Annotated in this window: 12 protein-coding genes; 6 read left to right on the top strand and 6 right to left on the bottom strand. The window is 61.8% G+C overall.

What is annotated here, in order from left to right; genetic code table 11:
- Positions 1–11 precede the first annotated feature (11 nt).
- Positions 12–593: a hypothetical protein gene (locus tag AB0P14_RS14185; RefSeq protein ID WP_363843426.1), complete on the bottom strand. Its 582-nt coding sequence runs from the start codon at positions 591–593 to the stop codon at positions 12–14.
- 80 nt (positions 594–673) lie between these two features.
- Positions 674–1,864 carry an ROK family transcriptional regulator gene (locus AB0P14_RS14180; RefSeq protein ID WP_363843423.1) on the bottom strand — a complete coding sequence of 397 codons (1,191 nt, stop codon included), beginning with the start codon at positions 1,862–1,864 and terminating at the stop codon, positions 674–676.
- A 117-nt stretch (positions 1,865–1,981) separates the two neighbouring features.
- Here AB0P14_RS14180 and AB0P14_RS14175 point away from each other — a divergent pair, with 117 nt between their 5' ends.
- From AB0P14_RS14175 to AB0P14_RS14150, 6 genes are all read left to right on the top strand, one after another.
- The gene (locus tag AB0P14_RS14175) at positions 1,982–4,126 is read left to right on the top strand and encodes an alpha-galactosidase (RefSeq protein ID WP_363843420.1); all 2,145 of its coding nucleotides are present in this window, start codon (positions 1,982–1,984) and stop codon (positions 4,124–4,126) included.
- Positions 4,127–4,134: 8 nt separating this feature from the next.
- Complete coding sequence (locus AB0P14_RS14170) at positions 4,135–5,487, top strand: extracellular solute-binding protein (RefSeq protein WP_363843417.1); 1,353 nt, start codon at positions 4,135–4,137, stop codon at positions 5,485–5,487.
- Between the two features lie 3 nt (positions 5,488–5,490).
- Positions 5,491–6,411 (top strand): sugar ABC transporter permease, encoded by a 921-nt coding sequence (locus tag AB0P14_RS14165; protein WP_363843414.1) that lies wholly within the window; start codon positions 5,491–5,493, stop codon positions 6,409–6,411.
- Positions 6,408–7,277: a carbohydrate ABC transporter permease gene (locus AB0P14_RS14160; protein ID WP_363843411.1), complete on the top strand. Its 870-nt coding sequence runs from the start codon at positions 6,408–6,410 to the stop codon at positions 7,275–7,277. The genes AB0P14_RS14165 and AB0P14_RS14160 overlap by 4 nt, the downstream gene beginning before the upstream one ends.
- Positions 7,277–8,995 carry an alpha-amylase family glycosyl hydrolase gene (locus AB0P14_RS14155; protein ID WP_363843408.1) on the top strand — a complete coding sequence of 573 codons (1,719 nt, stop codon included), beginning with the start codon at positions 7,277–7,279 and terminating at the stop codon, positions 8,993–8,995. The genes AB0P14_RS14160 and AB0P14_RS14155 overlap by 1 nt, the downstream gene beginning before the upstream one ends.
- A 174-nt stretch (positions 8,996–9,169) precedes the next feature.
- Entirely contained in the window at positions 9,170–10,114 is a 945-nt protein-coding gene (locus tag AB0P14_RS14150; protein WP_363843405.1) for a hypothetical protein, read from the top strand.
- Positions 10,115–10,265: 151 nt separating this feature from the next.
- On the opposite strand, the gene AB0P14_RS14145 is transcribed toward AB0P14_RS14150, so the two are convergent.
- The 4 genes from AB0P14_RS14145 to AB0P14_RS14130 form a co-directional block, all read right to left on the bottom strand.
- Positions 10,266–11,345, bottom strand: coding sequence for an inositol-3-phosphate synthase (locus AB0P14_RS14145; RefSeq protein ID WP_363843402.1), 1,080 nt, complete (start codon positions 11,343–11,345; stop codon positions 10,266–10,268).
- 239 nt (positions 11,346–11,584) lie between these two features.
- On the bottom strand, positions 11,585–12,622 hold the full coding sequence (gene mgrA, locus AB0P14_RS14140; protein ID WP_363843400.1) for an L-glyceraldehyde 3-phosphate reductase: 1,038 nt from the start codon (positions 12,620–12,622) through the stop codon (positions 11,585–11,587).
- Positions 12,623–12,659: 37 nt separating this feature from the next.
- Positions 12,660–14,780, bottom strand: coding sequence for a glycogen debranching protein GlgX (glgX, locus tag AB0P14_RS14135; protein WP_363843397.1), 2,121 nt, complete (start codon positions 14,778–14,780; stop codon positions 12,660–12,662).
- 22 nt (positions 14,781–14,802) lie between these two features.
- Positions 14,803–16,404 (bottom strand): NAD(P)H-hydrate dehydratase, encoded by a 1,602-nt coding sequence (locus AB0P14_RS14130; RefSeq protein WP_363843394.1) that lies wholly within the window; start codon positions 16,402–16,404, stop codon positions 14,803–14,805.

The following is a 16,404-nucleotide window of genomic DNA, read 5'->3' as shown; positions in this document are numbered from 1 at the left end:
TTTCGCCCGGTTTAGATGTTGCCGGTGCCCCCACCGAGTGCACCAAAGAGCGGAGCCAGAGCCTGCCATTGGCTGATTTCACAGCCATCGGTGCGTTTGAAGGTGGCATTGACTTCCTTACCGTGGAACCAGCCGGTCACCTGGGCAATTTCCGGGCCACCATATTGCTGGGTGCACGCCCTATTGGGGTCCGGGACGGGGAAGAACATTTTCTCACCGTACTTTTCCACCGCGGCCAGTGCCGCGGCCGGATCGGGCAGCGTGGATTCCGGTGCCGGGGTGGCGCCTTCGGCCACAAGACGGAACGTTCGCGGCGTGGCCTGGGGCGATTCCGTGAGTTTGATGGTGAGGTCTATTCCACTGGCGGAGGGCGGTGTCACGGCGGCTGGGCTCTCGCTCGCAGCGGGTGGCTGACTGCCTGAGCTGGACGGGTCAGACCCGGGGCCCTGCTGCGCGCATGCGGCCACTACTGTCACGACGGAGAGCATCAACAACGTGGCCGTGAGCCGTGAGGGAACTCTTTTCACTGCTTTCATTGCTTTCATTGCTTTTACTGCTTTCGCGGTGCCGTTGAGACGATGCGTTCTTGGCATGGTGACGCCTTCCTCGTGGTTCTGCCATGCTAACGCACCATGCCGGCGGCCCACAGAGTATGAACGCTAGCCAATACACGCTAGTGAATGAAAGCTTGGGCTTGAATTGCCACGGCTGCTGCGCCACGGGCCCATTCGGTGAAATCGGCCGACCCCACCCGTACCTTCACCGGCGCTGCTTCCGGGTCCCGTCCCGCCGTCAAGGCAGCCAGCACGGTGGCTTCTTTCGCCGCGAAGAGGGCCACGCCTTCCCCTCCCAGCACAACTGTGTTAACCATTGTCAGGTTTGTGGCCGCGGCGATGAGGATCCCCAAGGACTTTGCTGCTGCCTCCAGGACTGCCGCGGCGGCGCGGTTGCCATCTGCGGCAAGGTCCAGCGCCTGCCCATAGTCCACCGGGCGGCCCAAGGCTGCTGAAATTTGCAGACAAATGCTGGGGATGGACAGCATCGCTGTGGAACAGCCCCGGTGCCCTTCGGCACACAGCGGACCGTTGGGATCCAACGGGAAGTGCCCGCCCAGCCCCAGTCCGGTATCCACTGTTCGGATCACGTGGTTGCGAATGGTGAGTCCGTAGCCAACCCCTGCGCCCACGGTAATCACAGCAAAATCGGGCACCTCGCGGCCCGCCCCAAACCATTGCTCGGCGGCTACAAGGGCTGTCACGTCATTTTCCACCACAACGGGGAGTCCCAGCCGGTCCTGCAGCAGGCTCTGCAAGGGCACGTTTTTCCAGTCCAGAAACGGTGCGCGGTGGACCACGCCGTCCGGGCGCACTTGTCCACCCAGGGAAACGCCCACCCCCGTGGCTGTGACGCCTGCTTGCGCCTCCAGTTGCGTAGAGAGCTGGGCAATGCCTGCCACCACGGCAGCGGCCGATTTCTCGGGTAGAGGCAGCACGGCTTCCGCCAGAATAGTGGCACGAATGTCCGTGACCACGGCCTGCAGACTTTCTCCTGTCACTTTCACGCCCACAAACCACGCAGCGTCAGTGGGAACATCGAGCAATCGCACAGGGCGCCCCACGGTACCGTCGGCAACGAGAGGGCCTTCAACGAGCAAACCCGAATCGAGCAGTGGTTTGCCCAAGCGGGTGAGGCTGGCAACGCTCAACTTCATTTCCCGGGCCAATTCACCGCGGGAAATGGGGCCGCGGACAAGCACTAGCCGGGCCAGTTCAAGGGCTGATTCCGCGAGCGTTTCCGGTTGAACGCGGATCGGAGCAAGCTGGTTCGGGTCAAGCTGGTTCGATATGGAGGCAACGGTGTTCATAACAACAAGTTTATTGCACTTCAAACATAATTCCACTCTGGAATCAAGTATTTCGCGATAATTCCGCAATCAAAGTGACCCTTGACATGGCAATTACTTTCGCTGTAAAACTATTCAATGAGCTCAACAACTTCTTCACGTCCCACCCATCTCCAGCTGCATCGCGGCGGCACCTCGGTCATCGTGGACCTGGACACGGCAGGCACACCCACCATCATTCATTGGGGCCCAGCCACAGGCACCCTCTCCCCCGCAGAACTGGCCTCGCTGGCAATAGCAGCCCGTCCGCAGCGCGTTTCCGGCGGCATTGATGTTCCCGCCCGCCTGAGCATCCTGCCGCAGGAGACGTTCGGATGGCAGGGCACCCCCGCACTGCTCGGCCAGCGCGCTGCCGGCGGGTGGGCCAGCGCCTTAAGCACCACGGCGGCATACGCCGATGACTCCTCTCTCACCATTACCGCCGAGGACCCGGCCGGAGGGCTGCATCTGGTTACGGAGCTGGAGTTGAGCGCCGCCGGGGTGCTGCGCCAGCGGCACACCCTGAGCAACACCGGGGACAGCGACTACCTCCTACACCGGCTCACCACCGTATTCCCCTTGCCGGCGAGCGCCACCACCGTCCAAGATTTCACGGGCCGCCATTTGAAGGAGCGCACCTCCCAGCGCCGCCCGCTGACGGTGGGCGCCCATGTTCGCGAAAGCCGCCGCGGACGCCCCGGTGCGGATGCCACACTGCTCATGTTGGCAGGCCAGGACAGCTTCGGCTTCCGCGCCGGCCTGGTCCACGGCGTGCACACGGCATGGAGCGGCAATCACAGCCTGTCGGCCGAACGCACCATCACCAGTGACAACTTCCTGAGCGCCGGGGAGCTGCTGCTGCCGGGCGAAGTGGTTTTGGCACCCGGGGACTCGCACACCACCCCGTGGGCGCTGGGTTCCTGGGGCTACGGCCTGGATCAGCTCTCGGCCCGGTTCCACGAAGACCTGCGTGCCCGCCCCCAACACCCAAGCCGGCCACGGCCCGTCACTCTCAACACCTGGGAAGCGGTGTATTTCGATCACGAGCTAGCCACACTTAAAAGCTTGGCCGAGGAGGCTGCCGTGGTCGGCGTCGAACGTTTTGTCCTTGATGACGGTTGGTTCCTGGGCCGCCGCGATGATACCGCCGGGCTCGGCGACTGGTTTGTGGACGCGGCCGTCTGGCCGGACGGTTTGGGTCCCATCATTGAGCATGTGCGCGGCTTGGGCATGGAGTTCGGGCTGTGGTTTGAGCCGGAAATGGTGAACCCGAACAGCGAGTTGGCCCGCAAGCATCCTGACTGGATCCTGCACACCGACGGACGCTGGCCGGTCTCCGCACGCCAGCAGCAGGTGCTGAACCTGGCCAACGCGGACTGCTTCGAGTACCTTTTGGGTCGCCTTGATGCCATTTTGTCCGAATACCCCATTAGCTACATCAAGTGGGACCACAACCGTGACCTGCTCGATGCCGCCGACCCCCGCACGGGCAACCCCAGCGTGCGGGAGTCCACGCTGGCCCTCTACCGGCTGCTCGCGGAGCTCAAGCACCGCCACCCCGGCGTGGAAATTGAAAGCTGCGCCTCGGGTGGCGCCCGCGTGGATCTGGGCATCCTGGACTACACGGACAGGATCTGGACCAGCGATTGCATCGATCCGCTCGAACGCCTCGACAACCAGGCCAACACCGGGCTCTTGGTGCCTTACGAGCTCATGGGAGCGCACATTGGCGGGCCAAAATCGCACTCCACGGGCCGCCAACACAGCCTGGGGTTCATGGCCCGCACCGCCATCTTCGGCCACTTCGGGATTGAATGGGACATCTCAACCATCTCTGCCGCACAGACGGAGGAACTCGCCAGCTGGATCTCCTTCCACAAGGAGAACCGGGAGCTGTTCCACACCGGCACCAGCGTCCACGCGGACCTGCCCGATCCCGCACTGGATGTCCGCGGCGTCGTCGCCGCAGACGGTAGCCGCGCCGTCTACTCCCTCACTCAACGCACAGCGTCCACCACTTACCCATCCGGGCGCATCACACTGCCGGGCCTGCTCCCGGACACGCGCTACCGGGTCCAGCTCTCACAACCCCTCAATGACCAGCTCGGCAACGGTCAATCTCCCCTTGACTGGACCGTTGCCGAAACCATCCTCTCCGGAGGACTTCTGGCCGTCACCGGACTGGCGTCCCCCGTACTTTTCCCCGAACAAGCCGTTTTGATCACTGTTGATCAGGCCAACTAAGGAGTCCCATGAACCATGAACAAGAATCCGGCCCGCCAGCGCTGCGGCACCAGCTGGCCAGGAAGCCACAGCCCGGACGGCGCAATTTCCGCCGCAGGCTGATGGCCACCGGTACTACCGCCGCACTGGCATTGACATTGGTGCTGACCGGCTGTTCCACGAACGACGACGGCCGTGTCACCTTGGACTTTTTTCAGTTCAAGCCCGAAGCGGTGGCCCAGTTCACCCAGATCGTGAAGGATTTTGAGGCCAAGAACCCCAACATCCATGTGGTCATCAATAACTCCCCGGACCCGGATACCGCCATCAGGACACTGCTGGTCAAGAACCGAACACCTGATGTGCTGACGCTCAATGGCAACGGCAACTTCGGTGATCTGGCCAAGGCCTGCGTGTTTGCAGATCTGTCTAGCATGCCGGCGGCCGCACGTGTCCAGCCGGCTGTTCAGGACATTCTGAACGGTTTGGGTACCTGCCACGGCAACGAAACAAACGGTCTGCCGTTTGCCAACAATGCCAGCGGCATCTTGTACAACCCGGAGATTTTTGCTGCCAACGGGGTAGCAGTGCCACAAACGTGGGATCAGCTCATCGCAGCCGCGGACACCTTCAAGGCCAACGGCGTCAATCCGTTCTATATGACCCTCAAGGACGCTTGGACGGTCCTGCCCTCCTTCGTCAACCTGGCCGGAAACCTCATGCCCGCGGACTTCTTTGACAGTGTTGGAACTTCCGGCTGGACCCCGGCAACCGGCGCGTCCAGTTTTGCCAAGGACGGCACGGAAGCCTCCACTAAACTCTTGAAACTCTTCAGTTACGCCCAACCCGGCGCTCAGAGCGCAGGCTACAACGATGGCAATGCCGCCTTCGGAGCTGGAAAATCAGCCATGTACCTGCAAGGCAGCTTCGCGATCCCGGCCATCCGCGCGTCGAACCCGGATGCGAAGATCGCGTCCTTCCCCTACCCCACCACCAACGACCCCGCCAAGAACGTCCTGGTCTCCGGTGTGGATGTAACCCTAGCCATCGGCAAGGACACCAAGCACCCGGAAGAGGCCAAGAAGTTTGTGGAATACCTCATGTCCCCTGCGGTGCTGGACTACTACGCCAAGGCCCAATCATCCCTGACCCCGGTGACGGATGCGGCCCCCAGCGTAGACCCTGCTCTGGCAGGCATGCAGGGCTTCTTCAACGACGGCCGGGTCATTGGCTACTTCGACCACCACGTCCCTGCGAGCATCCCCTTTGATGCGATCTTGCAGCAGTTCGTGCTGGATAAGAAGCAACCGGCATTCCTGGCCCGCATGGACCACGAATTTGAAAAGGTTGCCGCCCGCACCATCACCAAGAAAGGGGACTAGATCATGACCACCACGGCCAATAAGCCCCGCACCACAGCCGGGCTGCAACGCCGGAGCCCGTCCCGGCCCAGCAAGACCTTCTACTGGATGGTTGTTCCGGCCTTGGTCTTGTTCGTCATCTTGCACACAGTCCCCACAGTGACGGGCATGTTCTACAGTTTCACCGACTACGCCGGCTACGGCGAATGGGATTTCGTGGGACTGTCCAACTACGTGAACCTGTTCAAAGATGACAGGATCATGGCGTCCTACGGATTCACGTTCCTCTTCGCCATCACCACCACCATTGTGGTCAATGTGGGGGCGCTCTTTATCGCCATCTTGCTGAACTCCAAGATCAAGTATCAGACGGCATTTCGCGGAATCTTCTTTATCCCCAACATCTTGTCCGTGCTGATTGTGGGCTACGTCTTCAACTACCTGCTCTCCAACAACCTGCCCCTGATCGGCCAGGCACTGGGCATTGAGTGGCTCTCCACATCCATCCTGGCCAACCCGGACTTGGCGTGGTTGGGCATCGTGGGTGTCACGGCGTGGCAGTCCATCGCCTTCAGCGTCATCATTTACCTGGCCGGCCTGCAAACCGTCCCCGGGGAATTGTATGAGGCCGCAAGCTTGGACGGGGCGTCCCCGTGGCGCCGGTTCCGTTCCATCACCTTCCCCATGATCGCCGGCTACTTCACCATCAACATGGTTCTGGCCCTCAAGGGCCTGCTGCAGGCATTCGATCAGATCGTGGCCCTGACCAACGGCGGCCCCGGAACCTCCACTGAATCGGTGGCCATGGTCATTTACCGCGGCGGGTTCCAAGGCGGCGAGTACGGCTACCAGATGGCCAACTCCGTGGTTTATCTGGTGGTCATCGTTGTCCTGTCCCTGCTGCAAATGCGCTTCCTCTCACGCAAGGAGTCTGAGCTTCAATGAGTCTGCTTATCGAAAAGTCGCAGGCCGGCAGCCAAGCCGCGCGCCGCCGTCGTTCCGCAGTGAATATTCCACTGACGCTTCTGGCCGCCGTGCTGTCCCTGACGGTGCTGATCCCGCTGTACTTCACCATTGTCACGGCCCTGAAATCCTCCGATCAACTCAGCGGCAATGGGCTGGCGTTACCCACCAGCATCCATCTGGAGAACTTTTCCAACGCGTGGAAGCTGACCAATTTCCCCAACGCGCTGCTGATTTCAGGCATCGTGACGGTCGCGGCGGTCATCCTGACGATCCTGACTAATTCGCTGGTGGCTTACGCTATTGCTCGCAACATGCACCGGCCATTTTTCAAGGCGCTGTATTACTTCTTCATCGCAGCGCTGTTCGTGCCGTTCCCCATCATCATGCTGCCGGTGACGAAGGAGATGGCGGTGCTGGGGCTGGATAATCCGGTTGGACTCTTCCTGCTGTACACGGTGTATGGTCTCAGTTTCAATGTTTTCGTCTACACCGCGTTCATCAAATCCATCCCCGCCGAGCTCGAAGAAGCTTCGGTCATGGACGGCGCCAGTACTTGGACCACGTTTTGGAAGGTCATCTTTCCCATCCTGACGCCCATCAACGCTACCGTTGGCATCCTGACTTGTTTGTGGGCGTGGAATGATTTCCTGCTGCCGCTGGTGATCCTTTCGGACCCCACTACCCGCACCCTGCCCCTGGTGCAGTACGTCTTCCAGGGACAATTCAATACCGATTACACAACAGCCTTTGCCTCCTACCTGATGGCCATGGCGCCGCTGCTGTTGATTTACATTTTCGCCCAACGCTGGGTCATTTCCGGCGTCATGAGAGGATCCATCAAGTAATGACCGCATCACTTTCTGATTCTGTTTCCGGCCCTGATTCGCTGTCCCTGCCACCGGCTCCGTGGTGGCGCCAAGCGGCCGTCTACCAGATTTACCCGCGCAGTTTTGCCGATTCCAATGGCGATGGCATGGGAGATTTGCCCGGTGTCACGGCCCGCATGGGCTACCTCGCCGAGCTGGGCATCGACGCGATCTGGCTCAGCCCGTTCTACCCCTCCGCGCTGGCCGACGGCGGGTACGACGTCGATGATTACCGCAACGTCGATCCCCGCTTAGGCTCACTGGCGGACTTCGACGCCATGGTTACCGCCGCGCACGCAGCCGGCATCCGGGTGATTGTGGATGTGGTCCCCAACCACAGCTCCAACCGGCACGAATGGTTCCAGGCCGCCCTTGCCGCCGCTCCCGGTTCGCCGGAGCGGGCCCGGTACCAGTTCTTCGATGGGTTAGGGGACGACGGCGAGCTGCCGCCCTCGGATTGGCCCTCCCACTTTGGTGGGGCTGCTTGGACACGGGTGGTTGAGCAAGCTGGGCCTAATGCCGGTTCTTTGGGCCAGTGGTATTTGCACCTGTTCGCCACCGAGCAGCCCGATTTCAACTGGGACAATCCGGAGGTGCGCGAGGACTTTCACACCACCTTGCGTTTCTGGTCTGATCGAGGGGTGGATGGTTTCCGCATCGATGTGGCGCACGCGCTGATCAAGGACATGTCCCTGCCGCTGCGGTCCAAGCCGGAACTGGAAATCCTTGTCGATGACGGCTCCGATCCTCTCTTTGACCGGGACGCCGTACATGAGGTTTTTGAGGGCTGGCGCTCGGTGCTCAATGAGTATGACCCGCCCAAGGCTGCCGTGGCCGAGGCCTGGGTGCCTTTCACGGACCGTCGCTTGAAGTACGCGCGCCCCACCGAGTTGGGCCAGGCGTTCAACTTCGATCTGTTGCAGGCCCCGTTTCTTGCCACGGAATTCCGGGCCATTGCGCAAAAGTGTCTCTCGGAGGCTACTTCCTCCGGCGCATCGTCCACCTGGGTATTCTCCAATCACGATGTGGTTCGTCATCCCTCCCGCTACGGTCTGCCCGATGGCAGCACCCGCGAGGACATGGAAGCGTGGCTACTGGCCGACGGCGCCGCCCCGGCACTCGATCTGGCGCGCGGTTTGCGCCGAGCCCGGGCCGCGACGCTGTTCATGCTGGGCCTGCCGGGTTCCGCCTATCTCTACCAGGGCGAAGAACTAGGCCTCTTCGAAGTCGCGGAGCTGCCGGCTTCGGTGTTGCAGGATCCAACCTGGTTCCGCACGCTCCATAAGGTCAAGGGCCGTGACGGTTGCCGGGTTCCGCTGCCATGGTCCGCCACGGCAGCAAACTTCGGTTTTGGTGGCATACCGTGGCTGCCCCAGCCGGAGTGGTTCAGCGAGTTCGCCGCCGACGCGCAGGCCGGGGTTACCGGGTCAACGCTGGAAATGTACCGTGCCGCGCTGAAGCTGCGGCGCGAGTTGCAGGCTGAAGAGTCACTTGAGTGGCTCAGCTCCCCCGAGTCGGAGGTGATTCACTACCGCCGCCCCAACGGCTGGGAGGTGATTACCAACTTTGCGGCGGTGCCCGCAGAGCTGCCATCCGGCGTCGACCTGTCCAAGGTAGTCCTCACCTCCGGCGAAGCAGCAACAGCGGGAGCAGTGGGAACAATCGCAGCTGAGACAACCCTCTGGCTCACCCCTTAATACCAACGCCGCACCACTTTACGGCGGTTTTTTGCACACGCCGCATCACCTTCCGGCAGCTTTTCGCACACGCCGCATCACCTTCCGGCCTCCACACGCTTGTGGGGGCCGGCTGGCGTTCGTACCTGTGGATAACTTCTGCGGTGGAGCTCCGTTCTGGGCCACAATTAAGAGATGGAACCCAGCGACGCGTTCTCGCTCACTCAGGCGCCCTTCACGTATCGTGAAGCACTCGCCTCAGGTCTGACCCCGGACCAACTCAAGCGCGGCCAGCTCATCAATGTCAGCCATGGGATTTACCGTCCGGATGGCTGGGACTTTGATCTTCGGGATGCAGCCCGGGTACTTTCGGCAGCTTCGCCCGGGGCCTGGGTTTCGCATTCCACGGCCGCACGGCTTCACGAGCTTATTCTGCCTCCGTGGCTGGCAGATTCAGATGAGCTTCACCTCAGTAAGCCCCGCCAGCTCCCGCAGCTGCGCCGAAAAGGCATCGTCAGCCACAATGTGACAGCGCTGCGCGGCGAGATCGAATCCGTGGACGGGCTGGCGCTGAGCACTCGTTCGCGCACCTGGCTCGATCTGGCCCGCATGCTTCCATTGCCTGACCTCGTCTGCATGGGAGACCAACTCATTCGCCTACCTCGAGCCGAATTCGAGGGCCGCAGTAAACCCTATGCCACCCTCACATCCCTGCGCGAGATGGCGAGCCGACACCGCAATCTGCAAGGTATCGTGCGGGCCCGCGACGCCCTGGACATGATGCGCGTCGGAGCGGATTCTGCACCCGAAACCCTTTTGCGCCTGGCCATGGCCGACGCCGGTCTGCCGGAGCCAGAACTTCAGCTCACCTTGTGGGGTCGCGAGGGCGGGCCTTCTGCTGATGCCGGTTACCGTGCCCGGCGCATCGCTATGCAGTACGACGGCGCCCATCACTTTGGCGAGTTGCAGCGGTTTAGCGACAGGCGGAGGGACAAAGCCTTCGACGACGCGGGCTGGATCGTGCTGATCTTTACGCAGCAGGATTTGGCGGACTATTTTCAGGACGCGGTGATGCGCATTCGAAAAGCACTGAATCAGGCGTGGCGAGATCCTAAGCTGGCCTCTGGATTCGAGGGCTAGCGGTAGGAATGTTCCAACAACTTAAGACCAACAGGTTAAAAAGTTATGGGACGCTCCCCTGTGAGGGAGCGTCCCATAATTATTGCCCTAAAGTGGTGCGGCGTCGGCAGATAACCGCCGGAAAGTGATGCCGCGTCGGGACAGGGGGGGGTTAGATCTCGCCGCGGATGAAGGCTTCTACCTTTTCGTGGGCGATGTCGTCGGCGTACTGCTCCGGCGGGGACTTCATGAAGTAGCTGGAGGCAGACAGGATGGGTCCACCGATGCCGCGGTCCAAAGCGATCTTGGCTGCGCGGATGGCGTCGATGATGACACCGGCCGAGTTCGGGGAATCCCACACCTCAAGCTTGTATTCCAGCGAGACCGGGGCGTCACCGAAGTTGCGCCCTTCCAAACGGACAAAAGCCCACTTGCGGTCATCGAGCCAGGCCACGTAGTCGGACGGGCCAATGTGGACATCGTCTTCACCCAACACTGCCGAAGTGTTGGAGGTGACGGCCTGGGTCTTGGAGATCTTCTTGGATTCCAAGCGGTCGCGCTCAAGCATGTTCTTGAAGTCCATGTTGCCACCAACGTTGAGCTGGTAGGTGCGGTCCAAGACCACGCCTCGGTCTTCAAACAATTTGGCCATGACACGGTGCGTGATGGTGGCACCGATCTGGCTCTTGATGTCATCGCCCACGATCGGGACACCGGCAGCGGTGAACTTGTCGGCCCATTCCTTGGTGCCAGCGATGAAGACGGGCAGTGCGTTGACGAAGGCCACGCCAGCGTCGATGGCGCACTGGGCGTAGAACTTGGCGGCAGCATCGGAACCGACGGGCAGGTAGCAAACCATAACGTCAACCTTGGCTGCCTTCAGCTCGGCCACAACGTCCACAGCTTCAGCGTCTGATTCAACAATGGTCTCGCGGTAGTACTTGCCCAGACCGTCAAGAGTGGTTCCACGCAGAACCGGAACGCCCAGGTTGGGGACGTCGGCAAGCTTGATGGTGTTGTTCTCGCTGGCACCAATGGCGTCAGAGAGATCCAGACCGACCTTTTTGCTGTCAACGTCAAACGCGGCCACAAACTGCACGTCATTGACGTGGTACTGGCCGAACTCAACGTGCATCAGGCCCGGAACCTTAACACTGGCATCAGCGTTCTGGTAGTACTGCACGCCTTGGACCAAGGATGAGGCACAGTTGCCTACACCGACAATGGCCACCCGAATAGGATGATTGGACACGGAACTCCTTCATAAAACTCACACGGATCCGACGCACACTCTGCGGTGATGGGTCGACGCACGACTTCACGGTTGACATAAAGACACGACGCACGGCTACTTGGCCGGATCTGACGCCCCTACGGCGCCCTTAACCATTCTAGTCAACTCCTGTTGCCCCGATTTTGTTCCCTCGGGGCAACAATGTCTCGTTATTTTGTCACAAACGCTTGCTTTCCTGAGAGAAAGCGTGCCTGATCCTACTTTTGTGCCCACCTGTTGATGGAAGATTCGACGGCGAACTCGTCTATCGCGATCAGCTCGGCTTCGCTGAACTCAAGGTTGTTGATGGCGGCGACGTTGTTCTCCAGCTGGGTGACGCTGGAGGCACCCACCAGAGCAGAGGTCACCGGGGTGCCCTTGATTTGCTCGCGCAGAATCCAGGCGATGGCCATCTGTGCCAGCGACTGTTCACGTCCGGCAGCAATATCGTTGAGCCCGCGAACCCGAGCCATTTTCTCTTCCGTCAGATCATTCTCAGACAGGAAGTGCTCCTTGGCTGCACGCGAATCTGCCGGCACACCCTTCAAGTAACGGTCCGTCAGCACACCCTGCGCAAGGGGCGAGAAGGCAATGGAACCGGCACCAACGGCGTCGAGCGCTTCATAAAGGTTCGGTTCCCCGTCCTCCGTCCAGCGGTTGAGCATGGAGTAAGAGGGCTGGTGGATGAGCAACGGGGTGCCCATTTCCTTCAGGATCCGGGCAGCTTCCAGCGTCTGGGCTGGCGTGTAGGAGGAGATGCCCGCGTACAGGGCCTTGCCGGAGCGGACCGCATAATCCAGGGCACCCATGGTTTCTTCCATGGGGGTTTCCGGGTCGGGCCGGTGGCTGTAGAAGATGTCTACATAGTCCAGACCCATGCGTGTCAGCGAGCTGTCTAGGCTGCCCAGCAGGGACTTGCGTGAGCCCCATTCGCCGTACGGGCCAGGCCACATGGCGTAGCCGGCCTTGGTGGAGATGATCAGTTCGTTGCGGTGTGCGGCAAAGTCATCCTTGAAGTGGCGGCCAAAGTTGGTCTCGGCACTTCCTGCTGGCGGGCCGTAGTTGTTGGCCAGGTCAAAGTGCGTCACGCCCAGATCGAAGGCGCGGCGCAGAATATCGCGCTGCACCTCGAAGGGCTTGTCATCACCAAAGTTGTGCCACAAACCCAAGGAGATAGCGGGCAGCTTCAGTCCGCTGCGGCCAACTCGGCGGTAGGGCATGGTTTCATAGCGGTTCTCCGCGGCGTGAAAGGTCATGCCTTCCATCTTGCCACGGCTCAGCTGTGATCTGTGTCTAGTCCTGGTCCGGGGCGCGCAGTACCAGTACCGAATGGGCGGCCATACCCACCACGGCCCCGGCTGCAAACTCGGCGGCTGTCACTCCATTGGTATGGATTTCCACCACCCAGCGCGAGGCGTAGTCCTGCCCCGGGAGCGTGAAATCCACGGGCGCTTCGCCGCCGTTGAACAGCATCAAGAAGCAATCATCCACCACTGGCTGCCCTTTTGTATCGCAGTCCGGGATGCCCCCACCGTTGAGGAACACCCCAATGCTGCGCCCAAATCCGCTGTCCCAATCGGCAGGGGCCATGGCCGCGGCGTCGGGCCGCAGCCACACGATGTCCGGCAGTGCGCCGTCGTCCCCGCGTTCCACAGGCCGTCCGTCAAAGAACCTCCGACGCCGGAACACGGGGTGTGCTTTTCGCAACCGACCCAGCTGGGAGACAAAGTCGATGAGCGCGGAATCGGCCTGCTCCCAATCAATCCAGGTGAGGGCCGAATCTTGGGCGTAGGCGTTGTTGTTGCCTTGTTGGCTGCGTCCCAGTTCATCGCCGTGCAGCAGCATCGGCACTCCCTGGGATAGCAGGAGGGTGGCGAGGAAGTTGCGCTGACCGCGCGCACGGAGCTTGAGCACAGCGGGATCATCGGTGGGCCCCTCCACCCCGTGATTCCACGAGCGATTATGGGATTCGCCGTCGCGATTGTCTTCCCCATTGGCCTCATTGTGTTTGTCGTTGTAGCTCACCAGGTCCGCCAGCGTGAAGCCATCGTGGGCTGTGACGAAGTTGATCGAGGCCACGGGGCGCCGCCCGGAATGCCCATACAGATCCGATGACCCCGTCAGGCGCGAAGCAAACTCCCCCAGCGTTGATGGCTCGCCGCGCCAAAAATCGCGGACAGTGTCGCGGAACTTGCCGTTCCATTCCGTCCACTGCGGCGGGAAGTTGCCCACCTGGTAGCCGCCGGGCCCCAAATCCCATGGCTCGGCAATGAGCTTGACTCCGGACACGATGGGATCCTGCTGGACCATATCGAAGAAGGAGGAGAGCCTGTCGACGTCGTAAAACTCCCGGGCCAGCGTGGCTGCCAGATCGAAGCGGAACCCGTCCACATGCATCTCGCTCACCCAGTAGCGCAGCGAGTCCATGATCAGTTGGAGGGAATGCGGTGACCTGACGTTGAGCGAATTTCCCGTGCCCGTATAGTCCAGATATTGTTCCTTGTTCTCCTCCTGCAGCCGGTAGTACGCGGCGTTGTCGATGCCCCGAAAGGACAGTGTGGGGCCCAGATGATTCCCCTCGGCAGTGTGGTTATAGACAACATCGAGGATGACTTCCAGCCCGTTGCGGTGCAGTTCCTTGACCATGGTTTTGAACTCCACCACGGTGTCGCACGGGTCTTTCGCGGAGCTGTACTCATTGTGCGGGGCGAAAAAACCAATGGTGTTGTAGCCCCAATAATTGCGCAGGCCCTGCTCGAGTAGCCGCTCATCCTGAACAAACTGGTGCACCGGCATCAGTTCGACGGCGGTCACGCCCAACTTTTTGAGGTGGGCCACTACGGCCGGGTGGGCCACTGCGGCGTAACTGCCACGCAACTCCTCTGGGACGTCCAGGTGCAGCTGGGTCAACCCCTTGACGTGGGCTTCGTAAATAACGCTTTCGTGGTACGGGATATCCGGGCTTTGATCGGGTGTGCCGTCGGGGTTGTTCCAGTCGAAGGCGTCGTCCACCACCACGCTTCGGTACGTGTGGGCGGCCGAATCCTCATCGTTGCGGAGCGCCGGCTCGCCCAATTGGTAGGCAAAGAGCGCCTGGCCCCACTCCACGGCACCCTCAACCCCCTTGGCATAGGGATCCAGTAACAGTTTGGCGGCGTTAAAGCGCAACCCATTGCCCGGGTCCCATGGCCCGTCAACCCTGAACCCGTAGCGCTGTCCATGCCGCACCGCCGGTACGTAACCGTGCCAAACGTAGCCGTCCACTTCGGTCAGTGGCAGCTGAGTTTCCGTTCCCTCTGCATCAAAGAGGCACAGGGTCACAGCGGTGGCGCCTTCGCTGAACAAGGCAAAGTTGGTACCGTCCCGATCCACTCGGGCTCCCAGCGGATGGTCTTTACCCGGCCACATATCCATGAACTTCCCCTAGAAAAGTGCGCTACTGCTGCGGTTTTATTTGGCACAGTTGTGCCCAAACGTGTGGGATGCGGCCCGCCAGCTGCCCGGCGTTTAGGGGAGCGTCGCGGTCTTCCTGGGAAAGCTCGCCGTGCAGCGCAGCTGCGAGCGCCGCGGTGCGCGCAAGATCGTGGGGCGTCAGGCCAGTGCCAACTTGACTGCCTGATGCCTCTTCGCGAGCCTCGTGGTGAGCCCGGGCCTGAGCCTCGTGGTGAGCCGGGGCCTGAGCCGCAGTCATGGCCAGCAGGGCAACGAGAATCCCGGCCAGGGTGTCCCCACTCCCGGCAGTGGCCAGACGTGGGGTGCCATTGGCCTGGGTGAATACCGTGCCGTCGGGTGCGGCCACCACGGTGGTGGCCCCCTTCAGCAGGACCACGGCCCCCAGTAGCTGTGCGGCCGCGCGAGCCGCAGCAAGTGGTTCTGCCTCAATTCTTGCCCGGTCCAACGCACTTCCGGCACGGGCCATGATGGCTGCAAGCTCACCTGCGTGCGGGGTAAGAATCAGATGAGCGTTTTTCTGCCCCTGCGCCGGGACAACAAGCTCCAGCGCGCCAGCGTCAACCACAGTGGGCAGCCCCGAGGCTATGGCGTCAGCAGCCCGATCTCGTTGGGCGCCATCACCGTCGATCCCCGACCCCACGAGCCAAGCCTGCACATGCAATTCCCGGGGTGATTCCTCGGAGCAGACCACCTCGGGATTGCGCACATGGATGGCAGCGGCCACGGATGCTGGGCCAAGGTACCGAACCATGCCGGGTCCACACGCCGATGCCGCCGCAACCGCCAGCAGCCCAGCACCTGGATATTGCCGCGACCCTGCCACGACTCCCGCCACGCCCCTCGTGTATTTGTGGTCGGCGGCCGCAGGGCGAGGTAGCTGGGCCGCTAGATCGGCGGCCTCGAGCCGAAACAAAGCGGCTTCCCCAAGGAAGCTGGAAATCCCTATGTCCACGAGCTCTACGGTGCCGCAAAATTGTTCTCCCGGCGCGGCGAGCAGCCCGCTTTTGTGGGCACCGAAGGTGATGGTCGTATCGGCGCGCAACACAGGCCCGCGGACGGCTCCCGTGGTGGCGTCAACGCCGCTGGGCAGATCACAGGCCACCACGGCGGGCCGGACACTGCCTGTCAGATCCTGCAGCCGGGCCACCAACTCGGCGCCAGCACCGCGCAGACCACCGCGCCCGCCAGTGCCCAGAAGCCCGTCAAGCACGACGTCGGCCCGTACGGCTTCATCCCATAGCGCCAGTTGCGCTGTGTCTTCTTCAGTAACGCAACGCCCACCAGCGCGCCTAAAAGCAGCCAGCGCCTCCGGGTGCGTCCGTGCGCCGGTGAGTACCGCCGTCGTGCGTGCACCGCGGGTTGCCAAAGCGGCGCCGGCATAGAGCGCATCGCCGCCATTATTTCCCGATCCAGCCAGCACCAGCACGCGCGCCCCGTACAGGCTGCGCCCGCGAGCCCGCAAGATCTTCACCACGCCCAGTGTCAGCCCGTGCGCTGCCCGGCGCATGAGCTCCGGTCCGTGCCCGGCAGCCAGCAGCGGCTGTTCGGCGGCACGAATCGCGGCGGTGGTGTGGGCGCTGATCAT

The organism is Specibacter sp. NPDC078709 (assembly GCF_040686795.1).
Classification (GTDB): Bacteria; Actinomycetota; Actinomycetes; order Actinomycetales; family Micrococcaceae; genus Specibacter.
Note: the sequence above shows the minus strand (reverse complement) of the source record. Positions and strands in the feature narration are given on the sequence as shown.